We start from the raw sequence: 23,657 nt of genomic DNA, 5'->3' as shown, positions 1-23,657 counted from the left end.
AGCGACCTCCATGCGAACGACTTTGCGTACGTGGGGCTGCCTGTTGGCACTTCTACCCGTTCTGCTGGTGAGCGGATGTGCCTTCGGCCCCAACGACCTTCCCTCGGTGCGGGCAGGCGTCAGCCAAGATTTCGACGTCACACTGCAGTTCGACAGCGTCCTGAATCTCCCGGCGGGCGCCGACGTGATGATGAACGGGCTTCGTGTCGGCCAGGTCCGATCGACGGCTGTCACCGATGACGGTGTGGATGTGAAAGTCGGCCTCACGCAGGATGCTCGGGTGCCGGCGGACACGACGGCGATCATCCGGCAGAACACGTTGCTCGGGGACACCTACCTCGCGCTGACGCCGGAGGCGCGTGACACCGGTCAATCCGGGTACCTGGCCGAAGGAAGTGTGGTGCCGAAGTCGCGCACGACGTCACCGCCGCAATTGGAGGACACGATCGCCGTACTCGCGTACTTCGTCAACGGCGGCAGCATCCAGAAGGTCCAGGACACGATGGCGACCCTGAACAAGACGATGCCCCAGTTGAAGGACGTCCGGAAGATGGCGTCGACTGTGTCCGCCGACCTCGACGACCTGGCGGGCAGTACCTCCGAGATCGACCGCCTGCTCGTCGGTCTGGATCGAACGTCCACCTCGTTCACCGATCGGACGGATCAGATCGCCGCGGTGTTCGGTGAACAGGGCGCGGATTTCTGGACCCGTGTCGCCAAGTCGGTTGTCGCGCACATCAGTACGTTGCTCCCGTCGGTGGGTTCGATCTTCGTCGGTGGACTGTGGCTGATCCCGATGCTCACGTCGGTCGCCGAGACCACCGAGGCCGGTCGGGGGATGTGGGACAAGGGCCCGGCGACCGTAGCCCGGCTGTCCGACTTCCTACGAACAACGATCCTGCCGTTCGCGGAGAAGCCGTCGGTCAATGTCACGTCGGTGCAGAATCGGGACGGCGACCAACTCGTCGGGGACGCCACCACGGTCCTGCGGATGCTGGGGGCGGTTCGATGATCACCAAGACCAGAGTCTCCGTGCTCGCCATGCTCGTCCTCGCCGCGTTGTCGGTCGCCTACATCATGAATGTCGGTCTGCACGTGCGCACTCCGAGTGAGCGGTCCGCGTCGTTGGTGGTTCCCGACACGAACGGGATCATGACCGGGTCCCGGGTGTTGTTGCGCGGCATCGAGATAGGTCATGTCGTCGGTATCGACCAGACCGCGACAGGCGTGAAGTTGACCTTGAACTACGACCAGTCCCAGCAGATCCCCGTCGACAGCAGGTTCCGTGTGGACAACCTCTCCGCCCTGGGCGAGGCCTATGTGGCGGTTCTGCCCGAGACGGCCGCGGGTCCCTACCTGGCGGAGAATGCCACGATCGATACGGATCGCGTCTCCGTCCCGACCACGTTCAAGGAGCTGTCCGAGCAGCTCACTGTCCTCCTTCAGCAGACCGACTCGGACGCAGTCCGGCGGATCTTCGACACGGTGGACGAGGGTCTCCCCGACGGCGTCGATGTGCTCGGTACCCTGAACCGGGCTGGCGGATTGCTGTCCGGTGAGCTGACACAGCAGTCGGACTCGTTCATCACGTTGCTCAGCACGATGCAGCCGCTGCTGATGAGGTCGGCCCCCATCCCGGCCCTGATGCGGGAGACCTCGCCGAGAATGCTGGGCTTCGGTACGGGTTTCGAGGAGCTGCTGGCGTCCGTCCGGGACGCCACGGTGACCGGACCGCTGCTCGCCGGTATCCGCGACGGCGGTAGCCCGCTCTTCACCGAGTTGCAGAAGTTCCTCGACGAGAACTCGGCACACCTCAACGTGATCGGGGTCAATCTCCTGCCTGCCGCCCAGGCGGGGGCTGCATCGCTCCGCACCGTCGACGTGGGGGCCGTCCTCGATCGCGCACTGGCCGCAACCACACCGAGAGGTGCCCTCACCGTGCGGGTCCCGGCGGGAGGTCGTTGATGGTCGACCGCACCGACGAGAGCGGCTCAGGAACCGAGAACGACCCAGACACCGGACAAGGTGAACAACACCGGAAGGAGGCCGACGCCATGTCGACCACGACCACCGAGACCACGACCGAGAAGACAGCCGCAACAACCGAAGAGGTCAACCCGGAATTCGGTGACTCGGAATCCGACAACTCAGAATTCGACAAGTCGCCGGCCTCGACCGACTCCGGAGCCGCGGCGAACGAAACGTCCACTGGCGGATCGACCGTTGGATCGAGCAGCGGATCGAACCGGTGGACCAACCGATCGTTCTCGACTCGGTCGATCCTCGTCACCCTGGCCGTCGTCGCGGCGATCGCCGTCATCGCAGTACTGAGCTGGCAACTCGTCGCGGCACGCTCCGAGGTGGATGACCTGAACGCGGCGAGTGCCGACCGGACGAAGGCCGAGCAGGTGGCGCTGGACTACGCCACCGGCGCAGCGCGGATGAGCTTCGAGAACCCGGACGACTGGCGATCGCGGCTGACCAAGGGGACCACTCCGGAACTCGGCGATCGGCTCGACAAGGCGTCGACGTCGATGGAACAACTCATCAAGCCGCTCCAATGGAGTTCGACCGCGCAGCCCATCTCGGCGAAGGTCGAGTCGGAGTCCGGTGGGGTCTACCAGGTCCAGGCGTTCGTCAACGTGTTCACCAAGAACGCGCAGGCACCGGACGGCATCGAGTCCACTGCGACCTACAAGATGACCATCGACAAGAACAATGACTGGGTCATCACCGACATCAGCGGGATCGGGTCGAACCTCGGTGGCCAGGCGGCACCGAAGTGATGCGCCGTCGGATGCAGGTGACGCCGTCCGGATCGATCAGGGAGTGAGTGATGGGTGTTGAGGTCAGTGTTTCGGGTCTGACGAAATCGTTTGGTTCGCAGAATATCTGGCGTGATGTGTCGCTGACGTTGCCCACCGGTGAGGTGTCGGCGTTGCTCGGGCCGTCGGGTACCGGCAAGTCCGTGTTCCTCAAGACCCTGATCGGTCTGCTGCATCCCGAGCAGGGCTCGGTGGTCATCGACGGCACCGACATCACGCAGTGTTCGGCCAAGGAGCTCTACGAGATCCGCAAGCTGTTCGGTGTGCTGTTCCAGGACGGTGCGCTGTTCGGGTCGATGAGCCTGTACGACAACATCGCCTTCCCGCTTCGTGAGCACACCAAGAAGAAGGAAGACGAAGTCCGCGACATCGTGATGGAGAAGATCGACCTGGTCGGTCTGACCGGTGCCGAGGACAAACTTCCCGGTGAGATCTCCGGCGGTATGCGCAAGCGTGCCGGCCTGGCGCGTGCGCTGGTGCTCGATCCGCAGATTATTTTGTGTGACGAGCCGGATTCGGGTCTGGATCCGGTGCGTACCGCCTACATCTCGCAGCTGCTGATCGACATCAATGCGCAGATCGATGCGACGGTGTTGGTGGTGACGCACAACATCAACATCGCCCGCACGATTCCGGACAACATCGGGATGCTGTTTCGCAAGGAGTTGGTGATGTTCGGTCCGCGGGAGGTGTTGTTGACTTCCGAGCAGCCGGTGGTCAAGCAGTTCCTCTCCGGGGACCGGTTCGGTCCCATCGGTATGTCGGAGGAGAAGGACTCGGCGGTGGCCGCGCAGGAGGAGGCGATGGCGGCGGCGGGTATCTCCGGCGGTGGCACCAAGGATGATTTCACCGAGATCATCCCGCAGGTCCAGCCGAACCCGGGTATGCCCGAACGCAAGGCCATTGCCAGACACCGGCAGCGAGTGCTCGAGTTGCTCCCGACGCTACCGCCCAACGCCCAGGAAGCAGTCCGTCGAGGCATGGCCGAAGAGGACGAGATCCGTGCCGAGAACCGGGCACGAGATCATTCGGGTCTCGTGCCGGACGACGCACCTACCGCGCCGCTGCGCGTCGTTGGCTGACGGACCCAGTCGGTCTAGCCCGGCGCGACGGGGTGGCAATGTGGCGCCTGCGCCGAGGACGGGTGCAGTTCGTTCTGTACGAGTCGGAGAGTGATGTCGTCGTAGATGACCGAGCCGTGAAAAACATGATCTTCGGGACAAGCGTCCTGGATCACGGTGTTGGTCACGTTAGGGCCGGGAGTAAGCGTCGCCTCCGCGGGATCGACGACGAGGTCGTGTCTGGAACTGACGGTCACGTATCGGACGTCGGGGAGCGTCAGGCCGTCGCGCCGAATTGCCCGCATGTACTCGGAGTTCTTGGTGCCGTCCACGGCTGCCGGGAGGATGGTCTCCAAAGCTCCAGTGCCGCCCGGGATGTGGGCAATCCACTCGAGAAATCCGTAACCACTCATGCCCTGGACGGGCGAGGCGAGAGCAATGAAGGTGTTCACCCTGCGGGTGCCGCCGAGCTCGTTGAGGTAGTGGAAGGGCACCAGGCCGCCCTCGGAGTATCCGACGACGTCCACCTCGTCGGAACCGGTGCGGGAGGCCACGTGCTCGATGAATGCGCCGACCTCGCGGGCCGACGTCCGGAGGTCGCCGACCTGATGGAAGGGACCCGAGGTGGGGCCGCCGTAGTCCAGACCGAACACGCAATAGCCCGCTGCCGCCAGCTGTGGGGCGTACATGGACCACGTCGCATACTTGTTCAGGAATGCACCGTTCAACAGCACAACGGGACGCGGGTGCTCGGTCGTCGGCCGACATCCTGGGACATTCATCCCGATCGGCAAGGCCTCGGGGTGCTGGATCGAGTAGGCGACAGCTGATTTCCAGTCGGATTGCGGCGGCCCGTATAGATTGTCCGCGCGAGCGTTCGGCGCCACTGCGAGAACGGTGATCGCGACCATCCAAGCAGATGTCAGGATGGCGCGATGAACGAGCTGTGGATGGTCAGTGATCCGGACTCTGCCCATGCGGGTCCTCGGTTCCGAGAGGAGGTCATGTTGCTGTCAGGACGATCACACTACCTACTGTGCGTAGATTTTTGGTCGAAACGCGGCACGTTGCCGAGCGTCAGCGACCGATGATCGCCGGCGCGACGAAAGCCCGGAGTTTGGTGCGGATGCACTCCAGTGCGTCATCGTCTTCTTCGTACTGGCTGATGTACATGATCTCCTTTTCCGAGATCCATTCCGAGATCATCCGCAGATCCAGATCTGCTCGAATGGTGTCGGCGTCTTGTTCATCGGCCAGGATCGGTCCCCACAGCTCGTGGGTCAGTTCGACGGCCCGACCCGACTCATTCAGGAGCTGGACCGACAGCGCCACCCGCTCCTGACACTCCGGCGTGCGCACGTTAATCTAAAGCCATTAGTCTAGGTTTGTGAGGATGATCGTGAAACGCTGTACACCCGCGCACCCGGCCGTCGTGAACATCGAGGCGGCGCGACCATGAGTGGACCCAGCGTGCCACTCGACCCACGCACACCGGTCCTCGTCGGCGGAGGCCAGATCAACGACCGGGACGGTGGCCGCGAGCCGGTGGATCTGATCGCCGACGCCGCGCGCACTGCTGCCGGGGAGGCGGGCAGCGAGCGGCTGCTCGAACTCGTCGACTCCGTCCGGATCGTCGGCCTACTGTCGTGGAGGTACCGCGATCCCGGCGCCCTGGTCGGTGAGCGCATCGGGGCATCACCTCGACACACCGCATACACCGGCAGTGGTGGCAGCACGCCGCAGGTGCTCGTCAACATGGCTGCCGAGGACATCATCGCGGGTCGTTCCGACGTGGTGTTGATCGGCGGCGCCGAGTCGTGGCGTACGCGGATGAAGCTGCGGGCGCAGGGTGCTCGCCCGGACTGGACGACGCAGGACGAGTCGGTGCCCACGGCGCCGATCGTCGTCGACGAGGTGCCGATGCGATCGGCCACCGAGATGCGTGCGGGACTGGACCGACCTGCCTACATCTATCCGTTGTTCGAGCAAGCGCTGCGTCTGCACGCGGGCAGGACCGTCGCCGAGCACCGAGACGCGATCGGTGCCCTGTGGTCGGGCTTCAGCAAGGTGGCCGCGACGAACCCACACGCCTGGACGCAACGTGAGTACACCGCCGACGAGATCGCCACACCGTCGGAAGGCAACCGGTGGATCGTCTCGCCGTACACCAAGCTGCTGAACTCGAACAACATGGTCGAGCAGGGTGCTGCCGTGCTCCTGTGCTCGGTCGAGACCGCCACGGCACTCGGCATCCCACGTGACAACTGGGTGTTCCCGCAGTCCGGCACCGAGTCGCGCGACACGTATGACATCGCCGAGCGCGGTGCGCTGGATCGTTCGCCGGCGATCCGCATCGCCGGCGCCAGGGCCCTCGAGTTGGCCGGCATCGGCATCGACGACGTGGCCCACGTCGACGTGTATTCCTGCTTTCCGTCGGCGGTTCAGGTCGCCGCACGGGAACTCGGACTACCGCTCGACGATCCGGGCCGTCCGCTGACGCTCACCGGAGGGCTCACGTTCGCCGGCGGGCCGTGGAACAACTACAGCACCCATGCGATCGCGACGATGGCCACCCGGTTGCGGGAATCAGCGGGCTCCTATGGCCTCGTGACCGCGAACAGCGGCTACCTGACCAAACATGCATTCGGGGTGTATCGGACCGAGCCGCCCGCCGGTGGATTCCGACGCGAGGACGTGCAGGCTGAGGTCGACCGGGAACCGACCGTGCGCGCAGATCCGACCTACGCGGGGCCGGCGACGGCCGAGTCGTGGGCTGTGCTGTACGACCGGTCGGGTGTGCCCGAGCGCGGCTTCGTGGCTGCTCGCGTCGCCGACGGCGCGCGCACACTGGCGTCCACTGTCGATCCCGAGGCGATGCAGAGGCTGCTGGTCGAGGAGAAGGCCGGAGCGTCCGTCGTCGTGACGGCCGACGGCGGGTTCGACTTCGCCTGAGCCGGTGCTCAACGGTGGCCGCGTTGCCGGTCGCGGGCGCCCGTTGACTCCCCAATATCTAAAGGCTTAAGGTTAATGGTGAGTCGACGCGCTGCGTCGGGGTGCGCCGACGGCGCCGGTGGATCAAGGAGAATCGAATGGCTGCAGAAGACTTCCGCACGCTGTATGAGCGTCACGTGGGGCATGTCGTGGCGGGGGACATGAAGGCGGCGATCGCCGACATGGTGCAGGAGAACATCCCCGCCGTGTTCGAAGGGGTCACCGTGCCGCGCGGTGCGGTGAACGGGTTCGAGATCAAGGACGTGCGGCTCGAGGGTGAGCGACAGGTCGGCGAGACGATCTACGACACCGCAGACGGCGTGATCGGGTTGCGATCGATCTGGGAACTGCACGACGGAGAGTGGAAGGCCGCGGCGCTGGAGAACTTCCCAGTGTCCGGAGCGACGGCATGACCGCCGACACCGACGTGCGCGACCTCCCGTGGGGGCCTGCCGCGGACGGGCTCGACCGGGAGTACTGGGACGGTCTGCTCGCCGGTGAGCTCCGCCTGCAGCGGTGCGGGAGCTGCGCTCGATGGATCTGGGGTCCACAGTGGATCTGTGCCACCTGCCACACCTTCGATCCCGGATGGGAAGCGGTGGAAGCAGTGGGCACGGTCTACAGCTGGGCGCGTAGCCACACCCCATTCATCGCCGAACTCGCCGATCGGCTGCCGTACGTGACGGTCCTCGTCGAACTGCCCGGAGCGGACAACCGACGCGTGCTCGGCATTCTGACCGGCGACGACACCGATGTGCGGATCGGTGAGCAGGTCGTCGGACACATCGAACTCGACGAGGGCGCGACATGGCCGCTGCTGCGGTGGCGCCGACGCGAAGGGGCGCAGTCATGAGCGCAATCGCGTTGCGGGGGACCTCCGCGGTCGTCGGTGTATCCGACCTGCATTACAAACGTGGCGAGGCGCCGCACGGCGAGCTGCGCATGACGCTGGAGGCGATCGTCTCGGCCTGCACGGATGCCGGGATCTCGCCTCGCGAGCTCGACGGTTTCGTCTCCTATGCCGGCGGCGGGCACGACGGTGCCACCATCGGGGGCGCGCTCGGCGTGCACGACGTGCGGTGGTCGAACATGATGTGGGGCGGTGGCGGTGGCACCGTAGCGGCGGCGATCAACAACGCCGCGGTCGCGATCGCGGCCGGGCAGGCAGAGTGCGTCGTCGTGTACCGCTCGATGTCGCAGGACGACACCGGACGTCTCGGCTACGCCAAGTACTTCTACGGTTCGCACTATCTCGCGCACGGCATCGGGTCACCCGCGCAGGTGTGTGCGCTGCGCACGCAGCGGCTGCTCGAGCACGACGGTGTGCCCCGAGAAGCCATGCGGGCGTTGGTGCTCGCCGCATACCGGCACGCACAGAACAATCCGACCGCCGCCGGGTACGGCAAGCCGCTCGACGAGGAGACCTACGATGCGTCGCGGATGATCGCGGAGCCGTTTCACCTGTTCGACTGCTCCAGGGAGAACGACGGCGCGGTGGCGCTGGTGCTGGTCTCTGCCGAGCGGGCCAAAGCCCTGCGGTCCGATGCCGCGTATGTGCTTGCCGGTGCGCAAGGGGCGCCTGGGGGCTATTCGTCGATCATCGACAATGACGATCTCTACACCAGTGCGGGTTTCGCGGGTCGACCGGAACGGCCCGGGGTCGCCGATCGTCTCTGGGCCGCAGCCGGTCTCGGCCCCGACGACGTCGATGTCGTGCAGGTCTACGAGAACTTCAGCGGTCCGGCGGTCGCCGCGCTCATCGATCACGGCCTGGCGCCGACCGGCCCCGCAGCGGGCAGCGTGCTCACTGTCGACAACCTGACAGCGGGGATCGGCAAGCTGCCCGTCAACACCAGTGGCGGCAATATTGCCGACTCGTTCGTCAACGGTGCGGGTCTGGCCGTCGAGGCCGTGCGGCAGATCCGTGGAACGTCCACGAATCCCGTTGAGGGAGCGAGGACATCGTTGTTCATCGGAGGACCGATGGCACCACTGGTGAGCTCGACGCTCTTCGGACATCACGACACTCTCTGACCCGCAACTCGCCCGACAAGGATCGATACGACGCGAAGGATCGACATGGACACAACCCTGGATCGGCGCAGCCTGTTCACCGACGGCCAGTGGGTCGACCCGGCCGGCGACGTCACCTACGACGTGGTCGAGGCGGCGACGGAGAAGGTCCTCGGCACCGCCGCACTCGCGCAGCAGGCCGATGTCGACGCCGCCGTCTCGGCCGCACGCCGAGCGCTGCCGGCCTGGCGCGCGCTGTCCGCCGGCGAACGCGCCGATCATCTCGAGCGTTTCGCCGCGGCGCTGAAGGTTCGCGCCAAGGAGACCGCGGCCCTGACGAGTCGGGAGAACGGCATGCCGATCGCGTTGTCGGTCGGGGTGAACGGCTATGCGCCGGGGCTCATGCTGCGGTACTACGCCGATCTGATCCGCAAGCAGGAGACGGACGACGTTCGTCCCAGCGCCCTCGGCGGCCGCACAGTGGTCCGACGTGAGGCGGTCGGTGTCGTCGCGGCCATCACACCGTGGAACTATCCGCAGTCGCTTGCGGCGATGAAGGTCGCGCCGGCCCTGGCCGCGGGCTGCACGGTCGTCCTCAAACCCGCTCCGGAAACCGCGCTCGACGCCTACGTCTTCGCCGACGCAGCCGTCGAGGCGGGCCTGCCGCCAGGCGTTCTGAACATCGTGCCCGCTGGGCGTGAGGTCAGCGCATACCTCGTCGAACATCCCGGAGTCGACAAGGTCGCCTTCACCGGGTCGACGCCGGCGGGCCGGGCGATCGGCGAGGTCTGCGGGCGACTGCTACGTCCGGTCACCCTCGAACTCGGGGGCAAATCGGCCGCGATCGTCGCAGAGGACGCCGATCTGGACGTGTTCGCCGCCAACCTGCTCGGGGTGTCCCTGGTGAACAACGGCCAGACCTGCCATGCCAGCACGCGAATCCTGGCCCCCCGCAGTCGATACGGCGAGGTCGTCGACGTAGTCACCGACACCGTGCGCGCTCTGCGGATCGGTGATCCGCTGGACACAGCCACCCAGGTGGGTCCACTCGTCAGCGGGGCCCAGCGGGATCGAGTGCTCGGCTACATCGAATCCGGTCGCGCCGAAGGTCATCGGATCACCACCGGTGGCGGCACTCCCGAGGACCAGGCCACCGGATGGTATGTGGCTCCGACCGTCTTCGAGGGTGTCGACAACGGAGCCCGGATCGCGCAGGAGGAGATCTTCGGTCCGGTGCTGACGATCACCCCGTACGCCGACGACGACGAGGCCGTCGCCATCGCCAACGACTCGGATTACGGGCTCGGAGGGACGGTGTGGACCACCGATGAGGAGCGCGGCCTGTCGATCGCCGATCGCATCCAGAGCGGAACCGTCGGCGTGAATCACTACGCACTCGATCTGGCCGCCCCGTTCGGTGGTGTCAAGGCATCCGGCCTCGGCCGCGAACTCGGCCCCGAGGGCCTGGCGCCCTACCAGGCCACCAAGTCCGTCTACTTCCGCTGAGACAGAACACGTTCGATCGGAGATCAGCGATGACCCTTCCACTTCGCGGTGTGCGCGTTCTCGACCTCACCGAGGGACTCGGTGAGTCCGCGGGCCGCTACCTGGCCGATCTCGGCGCCGAGGTGATCCGTATCGAGCCGTCGGTGGGCTCGCGCTCACGCGCGGCCGAGCCGGTGATCGACGGTGTGAGTGTTCCGTTCGCCCTGCGTAATGCCAACAAACTCAGTATCACGCTGGTCCTCGACAACGAGGCCGGCCGGAGTCGGTTGCGCGAACTGGCGCAACGATCGGACATCCTGATCGAGTCGCAACGACCGGGTCTGCTCGCCGATCACGGTCTCGGGGCCGAGGACCTCCGGTCCCTGGTTCCCGGACTGGTGTGGGTATCGGTCAGCGGTTTCGGGCAGACCGGTCCCTACCGCGACTGGGTGGCGACCGAACCGGTGCTCTACGCGATGTCCGGGGTGCTGTCGCGGTCCGGTGCCCCCGGAGTCGAGCCCCTCCTCCCGCCGGCGGGTCTGGTGGAGGAATCCGTCGGCGCTCACATCGCATGGGCGGCACTCCTCGCCTATCACCGAAAAGTCGTGAGCGGTTATGGCGATACGGTGGATCTGTCGGCGTTCGAGGCGATCGTCCACGGCTTCGACCCGGGATTCGGGACGCAGGGTTCCGCGGCCGCAGGACGGTCGGAGGACTATCCGCGGGGTCGGCCGGATGCAGCGAACTTCTACCCCGTGTTCGCCTGCAAGGACGGTCACGTGCGGATCTGTCTGCTCGCCAAGCGGCAGTGGCGTGCGATGTTCGAGTGGCTCGGCTCGCCGGAGGCGTTCGCCGATCCGAGGTTCGACACCATCCCGGCCCGCTTCGCGGCCGCCGACACACTGCATCCCCTGATCGCCGAACTGTTCGCCAGGCACACACAGGACGAGTTGGTCGCCGAAGGCGCACGCCGCGGGGTACCTGTCGGTGGTGTGCACACATTGACGGAGGTTCTCGCCACCGAGCACTTCGATGCCTCCGGATCGTTGATCGACACCGAGATCGCCCCGGGCATGCATGCCCGGGTTCCCTCCGGCTACATCAGCATCGGAGGCGAGCGTGCCGGCATACGAACGCGCGCACCGCAGCTCGGCGAGCACGACGACATCGACATCGCGCCACGCGGACGCCCGGTCGTCGGTTCAGGCGACAGGTCCGCGGCCCCGCTCGCCGGACTGCGGGTCCTCGATCTCGGCGTGATCGTGTTCGGCGCAGAACTGAGTCGACAGTTCGCGGATTACGGCGCCGACGTGATCAAGATCGAGAACGCTGATTTTCCGGACGGCCTCCGGCAGTCAAAGCGGGGGTCCGCGCTGGCCGCCTCGGTCGCGTGGGGACATCGCAACAAGCGCAGTCTCGGCATCGATCTGCGTAGCCCCGAGGGTGCGGACCTGTTCCGTCGGCTGGTCGCAGACGCAGACGTCGTCCTCGCCAACTTCAAGCCGGGAACACTTGCGTCGATGGGCTTCTCGTACGAGAGTCTCGCGAAGATCAATCCCCGCATCGTGGTATCGGAGTCGAGTTCGTTCGGCAGCACAGGTCCGTGGCGCACCCGTCTCGGCTACGGTCCGTTGGTACGTGCGTCGTGCGGGGTGTCGGCGCTGTGGCGCTACCCCGACGACGCCGAGTTGCTCTGCGATGGGCAGACCGTCTATCCCGATCACATCGCCGCCCACGTCGCGGCGATCGCTGTGCTCGCCGCGCTGATCGATCGCCGACACACCGGCCGTGGTACGAACCTCGAAGTCGCCCAGGCGGACACGGCACTGGTTCAACTCGGAGTCCAACTGGTCACCGAGGGACTGCGCCCGGGTACGGTCACCGCGCCGGGCAACAGCGACCCGTACGCTGCCCCGAGCGGAGTGTTCCCGTGCGCCGGTGACGACGAGTGGTGTGTCGTCACGGTCCGCGACGACGATGAGTGGAAAGCATTGTGCGGCATCATCGACAGACCAGATCTTGCCGATGACGGCCGCCTCGCGACCAGGGGGCAGCGCCTCGAACACCGCGCCGAGGTGGACGCCGCGGTCGCGGCCTGGCTGAGCGCTCGTGATCCGCAGGATGCCGCCGCGACACTTCAGTCCGTGGGCGTGCCGGCCGGCGCGATGCTGCGGCTTCCGCAGTTGCTGACCGATCCGCAGCTCACCCATCGTGGTGCCTTCACGACGATCGGTCACGATCTGCTCTTCGCCGACCTGCCCGCATCCGCTCGCGTGGCCGTCTTCGACGACATCGCCGATCCGCCTGCACGGCAGGCGCCACTCGCCGGGCAACACACACGGGAGATCGTTGCGGACCTACTCGGTTTGGGCGATAACGAGATCGACGATCTGGTGCGCTCGGGAGTACTGCAACCCGGTGCGGACGATACGTCGTCGACCGAGGTCGCTGCCACCCGCTAGGCATCAGGATCACACGTCCTCGAGGAACTCGATGAGTCCCTCGCTGAGGACATCGTTGTCGTCTCCGCTGACCATGTGCCCGGCACCGCTGACGTCGATCTGACGCGCGGTGGGGATCAGCTCCAGCAGATCGCGCGCGCCCTCAGCGCTGACGACGTCGGACTGGGCACCGCGGATCAGGAGGGTCGGTACCGTGATCGATCGGGCGGCATCGCGCGCCTGTTCCTCGCGGACGCCGGCGTTCTCCGGTCCATTGGCGCGATCGGTGAGCACTCTCGGGTCCCAGTGCCAGTACCACCGGCCGTCGCGCAGTCGCAGGTTCTTCCGGAGGCCGTCCGGCCGTGGCGGGCGCCGGCGATGGGGGTTGTAGGCGGAGACCGCGGCTGCGGCGTCCTCCAGCGAATCGAAGCCGGCCAGTCCGTCGTGCATGAACGAGCTGATCTTCTCCAGCCCTTCGGGTTCCGCACGGGGGGTGATATCGACGAGGACGAGCGCGCGGGCGAGTGTCGGGTCGGTGCCCTGCGCGATCAGCGAGGTCATCCCTCCGAGTGACGCGCCGACGAGTACCGGGCGGAAATCAAGTTCTGCCACAACGGCGGCCAGGTCGCGGGCGTGAGCCGAGATCGAGTAGTCGCCGTCGTCGGCCCAGTCGCTCTCGCCGTGACCGCGGGCATCGATCGTGATCGCGGTCCAACCGTGATCGGCGAGTCGTCGGCCGGTGTGCTGCCAGGAGTGTCGCGTCTGACCGCCGCCGTGGAGAAGGAGCGCGATCCCCCTACTCGGCGGGTCCACGGGATCCCACCGGTCAGCAGCCAAGGTGACCCCGTCGCCGCGGAGCCGGACGGCTGTTGTGGTGTCTGGCATCTGCCTCTCCTGTCCTCGGCGACGGTCGTAGCCGGATTAAACTAATGATATAAGGTTTAAGGTGTGCGGCACGAGTGGGGTGGCGAAATGACGGGTGCGAGCATCGTGCGGTCGTCGCGTCGTGCGGTTGCGGCGCTGTGCTGCGCCGTCATGACCCTGTCGGTTCTGCAGGCCGCAGTCGTTCCGGTGATCCCGACGATGACCGATCAACTGTCGGTCGGACCGACGGCGATCGGCTGGGTCCTCACCGCAAATCTCTTGTCGGCGGCGGTGTGTACGCCCGTGCTCGGCCGGATCGCCGACCGTCGCGGAGGTCGGCCGGTGTTGATCGGCACCCTGGTGGTGGTCGTCGTCGGTTCGGTGTTGTGCGTGGTGGCGCCGAGCCTGCCCATCCTGATCGTCGGCCGGGTGCTGCAGGGTTCGGCGTTCGCCATCTTCCCGATCGGTGTGGCGGTCCTGCGGATGATCATGGACGAGCGTCGCCTCACCCAAGCGATCGGGCTGATGTCGGGGATCATGGCCGGTGGTGCCGGCCTGGGCATGGTGGCTGCAGGTGTCCTGGTCGCCGGTGACGGGTCCTACCGCCGGGTCTTCTGGATGCTGCTGGCGCTCGCGATCATCTCTCTGGTCCTGGTCGGCGCAGCGGTTCCCCGGACCCCGGCACCCGAGTCGACCGGTCGCGGGTTCGACGTCGTGGGAGCGATTCTCCTGGCGATCGGATTGTGCGCGTTGCTGATCGCCCTGGCGGAAGGGCCCCGACGCGGTCCGATCCTGATGGTCCCGCTCGCTCTCGGAGGGCTGGGCTGTCTCGTCCTCTGGTACGTCCACGAGCGGCGCACTCCGGATCCACTGGTGCCGCCCGGATCTCTTTCGGGCCGAGGCGTCACCCCTGCCCACATCGCCGCGGTGCTGGTCGGTGCGGCGATGTACGTCCAGTTCCTCGGGATCGCACAGTTCGTCCAAGCGGATCCCGAGGTGACCGGATACGGGTTCGGGTTCAGCGTCTTCGGGGCGAGTGTGGCGTTTCTGCTGCCCGGGTCCATCGCTGGGGTGATCGCGGCCGCACTGAGTGGGCGTCTGATCCATCGATTCCGTGCTTCCCGTGTTCTCGCCGCTGTATGCGGCTGCGGCGTTGTCGCATTCGCGATGCTCGCCGTGGCGCGCGATCAGCCGTGGCAACTCATCGTCGCGGCAGTGGTGGTCAACATCTTCGTGAGCGGCGCGTACGCGACCCTGCCGTCGCTGCTCACCGATGCGGTCCCCGCCGCCGAGACGGCAACCGTCAACGGTGTCAACGCGATTGCGCGGATCATCGGTAGCTCGATCGCGAGCGCCACGGTTGCGTCATTGTTCGCCACGATGACGGGAGTCGGCCACGAGCTCGCGTCTGCGGCGGCGTACACGGTGGTCTTCGTGATCGGCGGGCTGGCGGCCGGTGCGGCGGGCGTGATCGGGTTGTCGTCTCGACCACGCCCGCGCGGATCGGACACGCGCGACGCGCCGGTGGCCGCCGTTGCGGCGAGGCCTACTTCTTGATCAGATCCCGGTGGATGATCTCTTTCATGATCTCGTTGGTGCCACCGTAGATTCGTTGGATCCGAGAGTCGATGTAGGCCTTGGCCACCGGGTACTCCAGCATGTAGCCGTATCCGCCATGCAACTGCACACCGGCATCGACGACACGGCCCTGCAGCTCGGTCGCCCACAACTTGGCCTTGGCCGCATCGACTGCGGTGAGAGTTCCCTTGTTGTGTTCGCGGACGCAGCGGTCGAGGTATGCGCGGGAGACCTCGACGGAGGTCTGCAGGTCGGCGAGGGTGAAGCCGAGGCCCTGGAACTCGCCGATCCGCTTCCCGAACGCAGTGCGCTCCTTGACGTAGTCGAGCGTCCAGCCGAGCACTGCCTCCGCCGACATCTGCGCGGCGATCCCGATGCCGAGGCGTTCTAGCGGGAGGCTCTGCATGAGGTACGCGAAGCCCGCACCTTCCTCGCCGAGCAGATTCTCCATCGGGACACGGACGTCGTCGAACGACAGTTCCGCGGTGTCCTGCGCATGCAGGCCGACCTTGTCGAGCTTGCGGCCCCGGGTGAAGCCGGGCATCCCGTCCTGAACGACGAACAAGCTGAAACCCCGGGAGCCGGCCTCGGGATCGGTCTTCGCGAAGACGATCACCAGATCGGCGAGGATGCCGCTGGTGATGAACGTCTTCGACCCGTTGATGACCCAATCGTCACCGGAACGTCGAGCCGTGGTGGTGACGGCGCGCAGGTCACTGCCCGCGCCCGGTTCCGACATCGCGATGGCGCCGATCGTCTCGCCGGTGACGAAACCGGGCACCCACCGGCGTTTCTGCTCGTCGTCGGCGTGCCGGAGAAGGTAGTTCAAGACGATGTCGTCGTTGGTGGAGAACCCGGACTGAAGTGCGGAGGCGCCGACTCTCGCGATCTCCGACTGGATGACGACCCGGAATCGGTAGTCGGTCTCGCCGGGGCCCCCGTACTCTGCGGGCGCCGCGAGCCCGAGAATTCCCTGGGCGCCGGCAGCGCGCCACGTCTCCCGATCAATCAGGCGGTCGGCATCCCATTTCTCGAGGTTGGGTACGACGTTCTTGGTCACGAAACCGCGGACCGATTCTCCGAAGAGTTCGTGGTCGGCGTCGAAGAGATCACTCTGCATGTGGAGATCCTATACCTAACTGCTGTAGGTTTAAACCGTTCCGGCCCGTAGCCCCGCGCCGGGGTGTATACCGAAAAGCGATAGGTGTGTTCGCTGTGACAGGAGTGTTCGACCGATGATCTCGTACGAGTGGCGTCCGAAGCTGTCCGACGACGACCTCGATGCAGTCCTCGAACTCGTCGCCGCCGCGACCGACTACGACGAGGAAGCCGGCTTCTCCCATATCGACCCGGAGATCGTCCCGGTCGCCGACGACGGCAGCGGGACCGTCCGCCACCTGGCGATCAAGGCCCGCCGTGATCTGGGTCCGCAGGAGGACGGTCCGATGGTCGTCGTCGCCTACCTCCACCTGTTCGTCGACGACGAAGGACTCGGCACGGTGTCCTACGCGGTTCATCCCGACTACCGTTCCCGGGGCATCACCACGTTGCTCGTCGAAGAGATCGGACTGGACGTCGGCGGTGTGCGTGGCTGGGACGGCTCGGGTGCAACGGCGTTGCGGTGCTGGGCATACTCGACCCACCCGGCGTCGGAGCGCCTCACGAAACGCTTCGATGTTCCCGCGGTCAGTCGCCAGTGGACGGTGGTCCGGCATCTGACCGGACCGTTTGCCCTGCCGATCGACCGACCCGAGATCCCCGACGGCCTCGTCGTCGGAGAGCCCCGAGAGCTTGCCGGCGGGGACGCCGCGGTCGTCGACATCCTCGGTCGTGCGGCACTTCCCGACGCACAACGCGACCGGCTCGAGTCCGATGTCGGTCGGGGCGGGGGGCAGGTGATCGAGGCGCGTGACGACGCCGGTCGGATCGTCGGGTTCGTCTGGTATTCGACTGATCAGCGAATCCACCTGGAACTCCGTGCTGCGCCCATCCATGCCGTCGTCCTCGACCCGGGCGCGCGTGGCCGCGGCCTCGGCGGCGTGTTGCTGGTGGCGGCCATGGAGCGGCAGAAAGATGCCGGTGTCCAGGTCTCGATGTTGCGGATCGATCCCGACGATGCCTCGGCCGTGCGGATGTGCCGGTTGCTGGGGTTCGAGCAGGAGGACGCGCACTCCTGCTATCAGGTCGGTGAGACCAGTGATCCGCCACCTGCTTTCGCGTGACCGTACGCGCGCCGCTCAGTGACCCGACGTGCCGCCGTCCACGGCGAGCGTCGATCCGGTGATGTACGAGGCGCCCGGGCCCGCGAGAAAGACCACGGCGGCGTCGATCTCGCGCTGGGTGCCCATTCGGCCCATGGGGCAGCCGCGGAGGAACTCACTGCGAGTCTGATCGGTCATCTGCGCGATCATGTCGGTCTCGACGAATCCGGGTGCGATCGAGTTGACCCGAATCCCTTTACGCCCCGACCATTGTTGTGACAGGTCCCGCGTCAGACCAATGACACCGGCCTTGCTCGAGGTGTATGCAGCCTGGGGCAGTGACGACGCGATCAGGCCGAGCATGCTGGCCACGTTCACGATGCTGGAGCCGGGCTCCATCACCCGCGCGCATGCCTGCGCCATCCAATAGCTGCCGAGCAGATTCACGTCGAGTACCGAGCGGAAGTCGTCCGGGCGTTCCCGTGTCGCGGGCGACGTATGTGTGACGCCGGCATTGTTGACCAGGACGTCGACCCGGCCGAACTCCTTCATCGTTGCGCGCACGCTTGCGTCGCACTGCTCGGGGTCGGTCACGTCGGTCGGCACGGGCAGGGCGTGACGGCCGAGTCGGCGGATGTCCTCCGCGACGGACGTCAGCGGATCGGGTCGTCGGCCGGTGATGACGACGTCGGCACCCGACTCGGCCAGCGCGACGGCGATCCCGGCGCCGAGTCCCGAGCCGGCACCTGTCACGATCGCGACCCGACCGTCGAGCCGGAAGAAGTCCTGGATCGACGCGGACTGTGTCTGTGGGTGCGCGGTCATGATTCCTCCGTATGCAGGTCATCCGGTGTAACGGGGCTTTGGGCCGGATGACGTGGTTGATCCAATTAATCTAATACCTTAAGATTAACGGATCATCCAGCACCACCGACAGAGAGCTGCCATGGCACAGAACACGGAGCATGTCCACCACAAGATGCAGGTGGTCGCCAAGGAGTCCGTGGCCGATGGTGTGGTCTCACTGAGCCTGGCCGACCCCGACGGCGGCACGGTGCCCGACTGGCAACCCGGATCGCACATCGACCTGGTCCTCGACGATGACACGATCCGCCAGTACTCCCTGTGTGGAGAGGTCTCCGACCGCTCCCGACTCCGGATCGCCATCTTGCGCGAGCTCGACGGTCGAGGTGGATCCCAACGCGTACACGACGAGGTCGAGGTCGGCGACATCATCGACGTCAAGGGTCCGCGCAATCACTTTCCCCTCGTTGACAATTCCGCATACCTGTTCGTCGCCGGTGGTATCGGTATCACCCCGCTGATCCCGATGATCGCGCAGGCGGAGTCATCGGGCGCCCAGTGGACTCTTCTGTTCGGCGGGCGAACCCGATCGGGGATGGCCTTCGCGCACGACCTGGCAGAGCGCCATCCGGACCAGGTTCTGGTGCGGCCGCAGGACGAGTTCGGACTGCTCGATCTCGCGGCTGCTCTGCAGGCGGTACAGCCGGGGACCGCGGTGTACTGCTGTGGCCCCGAGCCGCTGCTCGATGCCATGGAGTCCCTGTGTGCTACACGCGACGACATCGAATTGCATGTCGAACGATTCGCGCCGAAGGCGCGAGTCGACACCGACACGGCCGGAACGACATTCGAGGTGGTACTCGGCGAAGGTGGACGCGAGATCACCGTCGGGGAGGACGAATCCGTGCTGGACGCACTGCTGCGTGAGGGCGTCGACGCCGACTTCTCCTGCCGGGAGGGCACCTGCGGTACGTGCGAGACCGGGGTGCTGGAAGGCGTTCCAGATCACCGTGATTCGGTGTTGACCGACGAGGAACAGGCCGAGAACAACTGCATGATGGTCTGTGTCTCACGGAGTTGTTCCAAGCGACTGGTTCTCGACCTGCAGAGCTGACGGCGATGAGGAGTCCGATGAACACCACCGATGCACACGAATCCGTTGTCCGATACGACGTGCGTGATCACGTCGCCATCGTCACGCTGAACCGGCCGGATGCGCTGAACGCCGTCAACTCGGCACTGTCGATCGCGGCGGGTGCTGCTCTGGAGCGGGCCGCCGACGACAAGGACGTCCGGGTCGTCGTCCTGACCGGTGCCGGCCGGGCATTCTGTGCGGGAGCGGATCTCAAGGAGATCGCTTCGGGTCGCCGGATCGACGACCCGGATCATCGCGAGTGGGATTTCGCAGGCATTGTGCGCCACTGGATCCCCAAGCCGATCGTCGCGGCCGTCAACGGATTCGCCCTGGGAGGTGGCACCGAGATCGTCCTGGCTGCCGACCTCGCCGTCATCGACGAGGAGGCCTCGGTGGGTCTGCCCGAGGTTCGGCGAGGACTCATCGCCGCGGCCGGCGGACTGCTCAGGATCCACCGTCAGGTGCCGCAGAAGGTCGCTGCGGAGATCGCGCTCACCGGCCGACCGGTCGCCGCGGCACGCGCTTATGAACTGGGACTGGTCAATGCGGTCGCTCCCGCGGGGACCGCCCTCGATGTCGCGCTCGAACTCGCCGCGGTGATCGCCGCCAACGCACCGGTCGCCGTGTCGGAGAGCAAGCGCGTCATGCACGAGACGTCGAAGTCGCAGCGCGGCTGGGACGACGAGGCCTGGTCGGTCAACCGGACCGCCATCCGCACGGTGCTGAGCAGCGAGGATGCCAAAGAAGGTCCGCGGGCGTTTGCCGAGAAGCGGGCGCCGCAATGGAAGGGGCGGTGACGGCATGAGCTCTGCCGCCGAATCCGGTGTGGTGCGCACCGAGCGGGTCGGCTCGGTCGAGGTGGTCAGACTCAACAGACCGACCCGGCTCAACGCCTTCACCGAGGACCTGCGCCGCGAGATCATCGCGGCGTTCGACGAGACCGACGCCGACGACTCCGTCCGTGCAGTCGTCCTCACGGGGACCGGTCGTGCATTCTGCGCCGGGGCAGATCTTGCCTCCGGCGGAGAGACCTTTGTGCTCGATGCCGACGATTCGGGGCGGGCGCCCGCGGACGCCGGAGGGCAGGTTGCACTTCGAATCTACCGATCGACGAAACCGGTCGTCGCTGCGATCAACGGTCCTGCGGCCGGCGTGGGGGTGACCATGACGCTTCCCGCCGACGTGCGGATCGCCTCGGAAACAGCGAAGTTCGGGTTTGTGTTCACCCGGCGCGGGCTGGTCCCCGAGGCATGCTCCACGTGGTTTCTGCCGCGGGTCGTCGGCATCTCGACCGCCCTCGAATGGACCCTGGGTGGCCAGATGGTTACTGCGATCGAAGCATGTGAGCGCGGCATGGTCCGTGAGATCGTACCCGCGGATCAGGTGGTGGCGCGGGCGGTCACGGTGGCTGAAGAGATGGTTGCGGGTACCGCGCCGGTTTCGGTGGCCATGACCCGCTCACTCATGTGGCGGATGCTCGGTGCATCGGAGCCCGAGGTTGCTCACCGCGCGGAATCTGAGGCCATCTTCCGCCGCGGCACCTCGGCCGATGTGAAAGAGGGTGTGCAGGCGTTCCTCGACAAACGTGCTCCTGAGTTTCCGGATCGGGTGTCCGAAGGACTCCCTGGCCACGGCGTTCCGCGCGAGTGAGGTCACCACGACCGCACTGGTGATGGGCCGGCGACGGCTGTCGGTCGCGGCGGGCACACAACCGGGCGCGCTGGCGAAGACGATCTCGACTCGCCTACCGCGAACTGCTTGCGGTACGCGTTGGTCTCGGCTCTACCGGGCCGCGACGCCGCGGCTGCGACAGCCTGAGAAGCCGCGATCGGCGTACGTTGGAACCATGGCACAACACTCCGTCACCAGCGTCGACCGCGGGCCGCACACGGTGGCCCGCCAGGTCATCGTAGACGCCCCCGCCGCCGAGGTGTTCGCGTTGGTGGCCGATCCGCACCGCCATGCCGAGCTTGACGGGTCGGGCACCGTGCGTGACACGCCGGTGACCGGTCCCGACAGACTCGGTCCCGGCGCCCGATTCAGCGTCGGGATGAAGCAGTACGGCGTGCCCTACAAGATCACCTCCACGGTCACCTCGTTCACCGATGACGAGCTGGTGGAATGGCAACATCCCATGGGCCACAAGTGGCGGTGGGAGTTGGAGGCGGTGTCGCCATCTCAGACGCGGGTCACCGAGACCTTCGACTACTCGAGGATCAAGGTGCCCAAGATCATCGAGCTGCTCGGCTACGACAAGAAGAACGGCGCGGGAATCGAGGGCACGCTCTCGGCGTTGGCGGCGCGCTGGCCCGGGTGATCTCGACCCGGTAGGCCCCGTGGAGTCGACCCCATCGAGATTGTGGTGGAAGCCGGGTTTCTGTCGGTCTACAAGGTCAGGTGATCGCGCACCACGACAGGGGTACTGCCATTACCTGTTCCGACAAGCACTCCCTCACGTTTTCTCCGCCCCATAACGTGGTGGCCATGAGTGTTCCAACAGCGATTCTGAACAATGGCGTCGAGATTCCCGCGCTTGGCTTTGGCGTATTCCAGACGCCGCCGGAAGAGACCGCTTCGGCCGTGCGGTCCGCGTTGGAGGTGGGATACCGCCACATCGACACCGCGGCCGCCTACATGAATGAGCGAGGGGTGGGCACCGCGATCGCCGAATCCGGACTCGACCGGTCCGAGGTCTTCATCGAGACCAAGATCTGGATCAGCGACTACGGCTACGAGGAAACGCTGCACGCCTTCGACAAGAGTGCCGGCAAACTCGGCGTCGAGCAGATCGACCTGCTCATCCTCCATCAGGCCCTGCCCGGGGAATTCCAGCGAACCATCGACGCCTACCGCGCATTGGAAAAGCTGTACGCAGACGGACGTGTACGGGCCATCGGTGTCAGCAATTTCATGCCGGATCATCTGTCCCGACTGCTGGAGACGACGTCGGTGGTGCCCGCCATCAACCAGGTCGAGGTGCACCCGTACTTCCAGCAGCGTGACGTGCTGGCCACCGACACCGAACACGGCGTGCTGTCGCAGGCATGGTCGCCGATCGGCGGTATCACCTTCTACCGCGACGGTTCCAAGGGATCGACGTTGGACGATCCGACCATCGGGAAGATCGCTGCGATCCATGGCAAGACGGCGGCACAGGTGATGTTGCGCTGGCACCTTCAGCAAGGCCGCCAAGCCATTCCCAAGTCGGTGACGCCGGCCCGGATCGCCGAGAACTTCGACATCTTCGACTTCGAACTCTCCGAGGCGGAACTGTCGCAGATCGATTCACTCGAGACGGGAATCCGTGGCGGACCCGAGCCGGAACAGGTGACCCTCGAAGCGTTCGGTCGCGACATCCCGGAGGCCTGAGGCCGGCCCTGACGGCTGACCTGTGATGTCAATCCAGTCGTGGCATGGCCTCGGCGAACAGCTCGATGATGCGTGCCGGCTCGGTGATACCGGTGGCGAACACATAGGACGACGTGAATCCCAAGGCTGCCATCGCGTTTGCGGTGGTGACGATGTCGTCGACCGTGTTGCTGGGGCTGATCGGGAAGATGGTGGTCTTGTCGATCTCATCGTAGTCGCGGCCGACGTCGTCACAGTGACCGCGCAGTACGTCCAGTTTGTGAGCCGCGTCGGGTCCGGCAAAGATGTTGCAGGCGTCCGCATACTGAGCCACCAGGCGCAAGGTCTTCTTCTCGCCCGAGCCCCCGATCATCAGGTAGGGCCGGGGACTGCTCAGCGACTGAGGTGAATTGAGGGTCCGGCCCAGCTGGTAGTGCTTGCCGGTGAAGGCGTCCTCCGACTCCGACCACATCTGATCGCAGATGCGAATGGTCTCCTCGAGTCGTTCGAAACGTTCTGCCGTCGGTGGGAAGGCGAAGCCCAGACCCTCGGACTCCTCGTCATTCCAGGCCGCGCCGATGCCGAGACCGACACGGCCGCCCGACAGCACGTTCAAGGTCGTGACGGCCTTGGCCAACAGCGCGGGCTCGCGGTAGGTGACTCCGGTGACCAGGGTATGCAGCAATGCGTGTTGCGTCTGAGCAGCAATGAAGCCGAGAGCGGAATAGGCCTCGAGCATTTCGGTGTCGACCGGTCCGACGGGGCGGATCTGCCAGAAGTGGTCCATGACGCTGATCCGCCGCACGCCGATGTCCTCGGCGTCCCGGACGTGCTTGGTCAGCGCGGGGCCGAGTTCGGCGGGGCCGCCGGACCAGGTGAAGTCGGCGATGTGCAGGGCCAGTTCCATAGCG

The 23,657-nt window shown here is 66.0% G+C and carries 23 protein-coding genes; 17 read left to right on the top strand and 6 right to left on the bottom strand.

What is annotated here, in order from left to right:
* The first annotated feature begins 10 nt into the window (after nucleotides 1-10).
* The 4 genes from L1892_RS14870 (at nucleotide 11) to L1892_RS14855 (ending at nucleotide 3,907) form a co-directional block, all read left to right on the top strand.
* A complete protein-coding gene (locus tag L1892_RS14870) occupies nucleotides 11-1,012 on the top strand; it encodes an MlaD family protein (protein WP_235724383.1) in 1,002 nt (333 codons plus the stop codon).
* A complete protein-coding gene (locus tag L1892_RS14865) occupies nucleotides 1,009-1,965 on the top strand; it encodes an MlaD family protein (protein ID WP_235724382.1) in 957 nt (318 codons plus the stop codon). The genes L1892_RS14870 and L1892_RS14865 overlap by 4 nt, the downstream gene beginning before the upstream one ends.
* An 89-nt stretch (nucleotides 1,966-2,054) precedes the next feature.
* Nucleotides 2,055-2,786 (top strand): hypothetical protein, encoded by a 732-nt coding sequence (locus L1892_RS14860; RefSeq protein ID WP_235724381.1) that lies wholly within the window; start codon nucleotides 2,055-2,057, stop codon nucleotides 2,784-2,786.
* 50 nt (nucleotides 2,787-2,836) lie between these two features.
* Nucleotides 2,837-3,907: an ABC transporter ATP-binding protein gene (locus L1892_RS14855; protein ID WP_235724380.1), complete on the top strand. Its 1,071-nt coding sequence runs from the start codon at nucleotides 2,837-2,839 to the stop codon at nucleotides 3,905-3,907.
* Nucleotides 3,908-3,921: 14 nt separating this feature from the next.
* Here L1892_RS14855 and L1892_RS14850 read toward each other — a convergent pair whose 3' ends face one another.
* Both L1892_RS14850 and L1892_RS14845 read right to left on the bottom strand, forming a co-directional pair.
* The gene (locus L1892_RS14850) at nucleotides 3,922-4,773 is read right to left on the bottom strand and encodes an esterase/lipase family protein (protein WP_235724379.1); all 852 of its coding nucleotides are present in this window, start codon (nucleotides 4,771-4,773) and stop codon (nucleotides 3,922-3,924) included.
* A 190-nt stretch (nucleotides 4,774-4,963) separates the two neighbouring features.
* On the bottom strand, nucleotides 4,964-5,218 hold the full coding sequence (locus L1892_RS14845; protein ID WP_235724378.1) for a hypothetical protein: 255 nt from the start codon (nucleotides 5,216-5,218) through the stop codon (nucleotides 4,964-4,966).
* Between the two features lie 138 nt (nucleotides 5,219-5,356).
* Here L1892_RS14845 and L1892_RS14840 point away from each other — a divergent pair, with 138 nt between their 5' ends.
* The 6 genes from L1892_RS14840 to L1892_RS14815 all read left to right on the top strand — a co-directional run bounded on the left by L1892_RS14840 (nucleotide 5,357) and on the right by L1892_RS14815 (nucleotide 12,837).
* Nucleotides 5,357-6,838 (top strand): acetyl-CoA acetyltransferase, encoded by a 1,482-nt coding sequence (locus L1892_RS14840; RefSeq protein ID WP_235724406.1) that lies wholly within the window; start codon nucleotides 5,357-5,359, stop codon nucleotides 6,836-6,838.
* A gap of 137 nt (nucleotides 6,839-6,975) precedes the next feature.
* Complete coding sequence (locus L1892_RS14835; RefSeq protein ID WP_235724377.1) at nucleotides 6,976-7,290, top strand: hypothetical protein; 315 nt, start codon at nucleotides 6,976-6,978, stop codon at nucleotides 7,288-7,290.
* Nucleotides 7,287-7,730: a Zn-ribbon domain-containing OB-fold protein gene (locus L1892_RS14830; protein ID WP_235724376.1), complete on the top strand. Its 444-nt coding sequence runs from the start codon at nucleotides 7,287-7,289 to the stop codon at nucleotides 7,728-7,730. The genes L1892_RS14835 and L1892_RS14830 overlap by 4 nt, the downstream gene beginning before the upstream one ends.
* Nucleotides 7,727-8,911: a thiolase C-terminal domain-containing protein gene (locus L1892_RS14825; RefSeq protein WP_235724375.1), complete on the top strand. Its 1,185-nt coding sequence runs from the start codon at nucleotides 7,727-7,729 to the stop codon at nucleotides 8,909-8,911. The genes L1892_RS14830 and L1892_RS14825 overlap by 4 nt, the downstream gene beginning before the upstream one ends.
* 45 nt (nucleotides 8,912-8,956) lie before the next feature.
* Nucleotides 8,957-10,396: an aldehyde dehydrogenase gene (locus L1892_RS14820; protein WP_235724374.1), complete on the top strand. Its 1,440-nt coding sequence runs from the start codon at nucleotides 8,957-8,959 to the stop codon at nucleotides 10,394-10,396.
* Between the two features lie 29 nt (nucleotides 10,397-10,425).
* Nucleotides 10,426-12,837, top strand: coding sequence for a CaiB/BaiF CoA transferase family protein (locus L1892_RS14815; RefSeq protein WP_235724373.1), 2,412 nt, complete (start codon nucleotides 10,426-10,428; stop codon nucleotides 12,835-12,837).
* A 9-nt stretch (nucleotides 12,838-12,846) separates the two neighbouring features.
* Here the strand turns inward: L1892_RS14815 and L1892_RS14810 are convergent, their stop codons facing one another.
* Complete coding sequence (locus tag L1892_RS14810) at nucleotides 12,847-13,701, bottom strand: alpha/beta fold hydrolase (protein ID WP_235724372.1); 855 nt, start codon at nucleotides 13,699-13,701, stop codon at nucleotides 12,847-12,849.
* 87 nt (nucleotides 13,702-13,788) lie between these two features.
* Here L1892_RS14810 and L1892_RS14805 point away from each other — a divergent pair, with 87 nt between their 5' ends.
* Nucleotides 13,789-15,237, top strand: coding sequence for an MFS transporter (locus tag L1892_RS14805; RefSeq protein ID WP_235724371.1), 1,449 nt, complete (start codon nucleotides 13,789-13,791; stop codon nucleotides 15,235-15,237).
* Here the strand turns inward: L1892_RS14805 and L1892_RS14800 are convergent.
* Nucleotides 15,227-16,378, bottom strand: a complete 1,152-nt coding sequence (locus L1892_RS14800; RefSeq protein WP_235724370.1) for an acyl-CoA dehydrogenase family protein — start codon at nucleotides 16,376-16,378, stop codon at nucleotides 15,227-15,229. The two genes, L1892_RS14805 and L1892_RS14800, sit on opposite strands and share 11 nt — an antisense overlap.
* Nucleotides 16,379-16,493: 115 nt before the next feature.
* Here L1892_RS14800 and L1892_RS14795 point away from each other — a divergent pair, with 115 nt between their 5' ends.
* Nucleotides 16,494-17,480, top strand: coding sequence for a GNAT family N-acetyltransferase (locus tag L1892_RS14795; protein ID WP_235724369.1), 987 nt, complete (start codon nucleotides 16,494-16,496; stop codon nucleotides 17,478-17,480).
* Between the two features lie 15 nt (nucleotides 17,481-17,495).
* On the opposite strand, the gene L1892_RS14790 is transcribed toward L1892_RS14795, so the two are convergent.
* Entirely contained in the window at nucleotides 17,496-18,284 is a 789-nt protein-coding gene (locus L1892_RS14790) for an SDR family NAD(P)-dependent oxidoreductase (RefSeq protein WP_235724368.1), read from the bottom strand.
* A gap of 121 nt (nucleotides 18,285-18,405) precedes the next feature.
* Between L1892_RS14790 and L1892_RS14785 the strand changes: the two genes are divergently transcribed.
* The 5 genes from L1892_RS14785 (at nucleotide 18,406) to L1892_RS14765 (ending at nucleotide 22,767) form a co-directional block, all read left to right on the top strand.
* On the top strand, nucleotides 18,406-19,377 hold the full coding sequence (locus L1892_RS14785) for a PDR/VanB family oxidoreductase (protein WP_235724367.1): 972 nt from the start codon (nucleotides 18,406-18,408) through the stop codon (nucleotides 19,375-19,377).
* A 17-nt stretch (nucleotides 19,378-19,394) separates the two neighbouring features.
* On the top strand, nucleotides 19,395-20,195 hold the full coding sequence (locus tag L1892_RS14780) for a crotonase/enoyl-CoA hydratase family protein (RefSeq protein ID WP_235724366.1): 801 nt from the start codon (nucleotides 19,395-19,397) through the stop codon (nucleotides 20,193-20,195).
* 4 nt (nucleotides 20,196-20,199) lie between these two features.
* Nucleotides 20,200-21,048 carry an enoyl-CoA hydratase-related protein gene (locus L1892_RS14775; RefSeq protein WP_235724365.1) on the top strand — a complete coding sequence of 283 codons (849 nt, stop codon included), beginning with the start codon at nucleotides 20,200-20,202 and terminating at the stop codon, nucleotides 21,046-21,048.
* Nucleotides 21,049-21,244: 196 nt separating this feature from the next.
* Nucleotides 21,245-21,715: an SRPBCC family protein gene (locus L1892_RS14770; RefSeq protein ID WP_235724364.1), complete on the top strand. Its 471-nt coding sequence runs from the start codon at nucleotides 21,245-21,247 to the stop codon at nucleotides 21,713-21,715.
* Nucleotides 21,716-21,882: 167 nt separating this feature from the next.
* Nucleotides 21,883-22,767, top strand: a complete 885-nt coding sequence (locus L1892_RS14765) for an aldo/keto reductase (RefSeq protein WP_235724363.1) — start codon at nucleotides 21,883-21,885, stop codon at nucleotides 22,765-22,767.
* A gap of 28 nt (nucleotides 22,768-22,795) precedes the next feature.
* Here L1892_RS14765 and L1892_RS14760 read toward each other — a convergent pair whose 3' ends face one another.
* Nucleotides 22,796-23,653: an LLM class F420-dependent oxidoreductase gene (locus L1892_RS14760; RefSeq protein ID WP_235724362.1), complete on the bottom strand. Its 858-nt coding sequence runs from the start codon at nucleotides 23,651-23,653 to the stop codon at nucleotides 22,796-22,798.
* Nucleotides 23,654-23,657 lie beyond the last annotated feature (4 nt).

It is taken from the genome of Gordonia tangerina, from assembly GCF_021556435.1.
GTDB classification, from domain to species: Bacteria; Actinomycetota; Actinomycetes; order Mycobacteriales; family Mycobacteriaceae; genus Gordonia; species Gordonia tangerina.
The sequence above is the reverse complement of the archived record's forward strand: the minus strand, read 5'-3'. Positions and strand labels throughout refer to the sequence as shown.

What these genes read in the sequence shown, in the direction of transcription:
- L1892_RS14870 (WP_235724383.1), top strand. Translation starts at nt 11, where the DNA reads ATGCGAACGACTTTGCGTACGTGGGGCTGCCTGTTGGCACTTCTACCC.
- L1892_RS14865 (WP_235724382.1), top strand. Translation starts at nt 1,009, where the DNA reads ATGATCACCAAGACCAGAGTCTCCGTGCTCGCCATGCTCGTCCTCGCC.
- L1892_RS14860 (WP_235724381.1), top strand. Translation starts at nt 2,055, where the DNA reads ATGTCGACCACGACCACCGAGACCACGACCGAGAAGACAGCCGCAACA.
- L1892_RS14855 (WP_235724380.1), top strand. Translation starts at nt 2,837, where the DNA reads ATGGGTGTTGAGGTCAGTGTTTCGGGTCTGACGAAATCGTTTGGTTCG.
- L1892_RS14835 (WP_235724377.1), top strand. Translation starts at nt 6,976, where the DNA reads ATGGCTGCAGAAGACTTCCGCACGCTGTATGAGCGTCACGTGGGGCAT.
- L1892_RS14830 (WP_235724376.1), top strand. Translation starts at nt 7,287, where the DNA reads ATGACCGCCGACACCGACGTGCGCGACCTCCCGTGGGGGCCTGCCGCG.
- L1892_RS14825 (WP_235724375.1), top strand. Translation starts at nt 7,727, where the DNA reads ATGAGCGCAATCGCGTTGCGGGGGACCTCCGCGGTCGTCGGTGTATCC.
- L1892_RS14820 (WP_235724374.1), top strand. Translation starts at nt 8,957, where the DNA reads ATGGACACAACCCTGGATCGGCGCAGCCTGTTCACCGACGGCCAGTGG.
- L1892_RS14815 (WP_235724373.1), top strand. Translation starts at nt 10,426, where the DNA reads ATGACCCTTCCACTTCGCGGTGTGCGCGTTCTCGACCTCACCGAGGGA.
- L1892_RS14810 (WP_235724372.1), bottom strand. Translation starts at nt 13,701, where the DNA reads ATGCCAGACACCACAACAGCCGTCCGGCTCCGCGGCGACGGGGTCACC.
- L1892_RS14805 (WP_235724371.1), top strand. Translation starts at nt 13,789, where the DNA reads ATGACGGGTGCGAGCATCGTGCGGTCGTCGCGTCGTGCGGTTGCGGCG.
- L1892_RS14800 (WP_235724370.1), bottom strand. Translation starts at nt 16,378, where the DNA reads ATGCAGAGTGATCTCTTCGACGCCGACCACGAACTCTTCGGAGAATCG.
- L1892_RS14795 (WP_235724369.1), top strand. Translation starts at nt 16,494, where the DNA reads ATGATCTCGTACGAGTGGCGTCCGAAGCTGTCCGACGACGACCTCGAT.
- L1892_RS14790 (WP_235724368.1), bottom strand. Translation starts at nt 18,284, where the DNA reads ATGACCGCGCACCCACAGACACAGTCCGCGTCGATCCAGGACTTCTTC.
- L1892_RS14785 (WP_235724367.1), top strand. Translation starts at nt 18,406, where the DNA reads ATGGCACAGAACACGGAGCATGTCCACCACAAGATGCAGGTGGTCGCC.
- L1892_RS14780 (WP_235724366.1), top strand. Translation starts at nt 19,395, where the DNA reads ATGAACACCACCGATGCACACGAATCCGTTGTCCGATACGACGTGCGT.
- L1892_RS14775 (WP_235724365.1), top strand. Translation starts at nt 20,200, where the DNA reads ATGAGCTCTGCCGCCGAATCCGGTGTGGTGCGCACCGAGCGGGTCGGC.
- L1892_RS14770 (WP_235724364.1), top strand. Translation starts at nt 21,245, where the DNA reads ATGGCACAACACTCCGTCACCAGCGTCGACCGCGGGCCGCACACGGTG.
- L1892_RS14765 (WP_235724363.1), top strand. Translation starts at nt 21,883, where the DNA reads ATGAGTGTTCCAACAGCGATTCTGAACAATGGCGTCGAGATTCCCGCG.
- L1892_RS14760 (WP_235724362.1), bottom strand. Translation starts at nt 23,653, where the DNA reads ATGGAACTGGCCCTGCACATCGCCGACTTCACCTGGTCCGGCGGCCCC.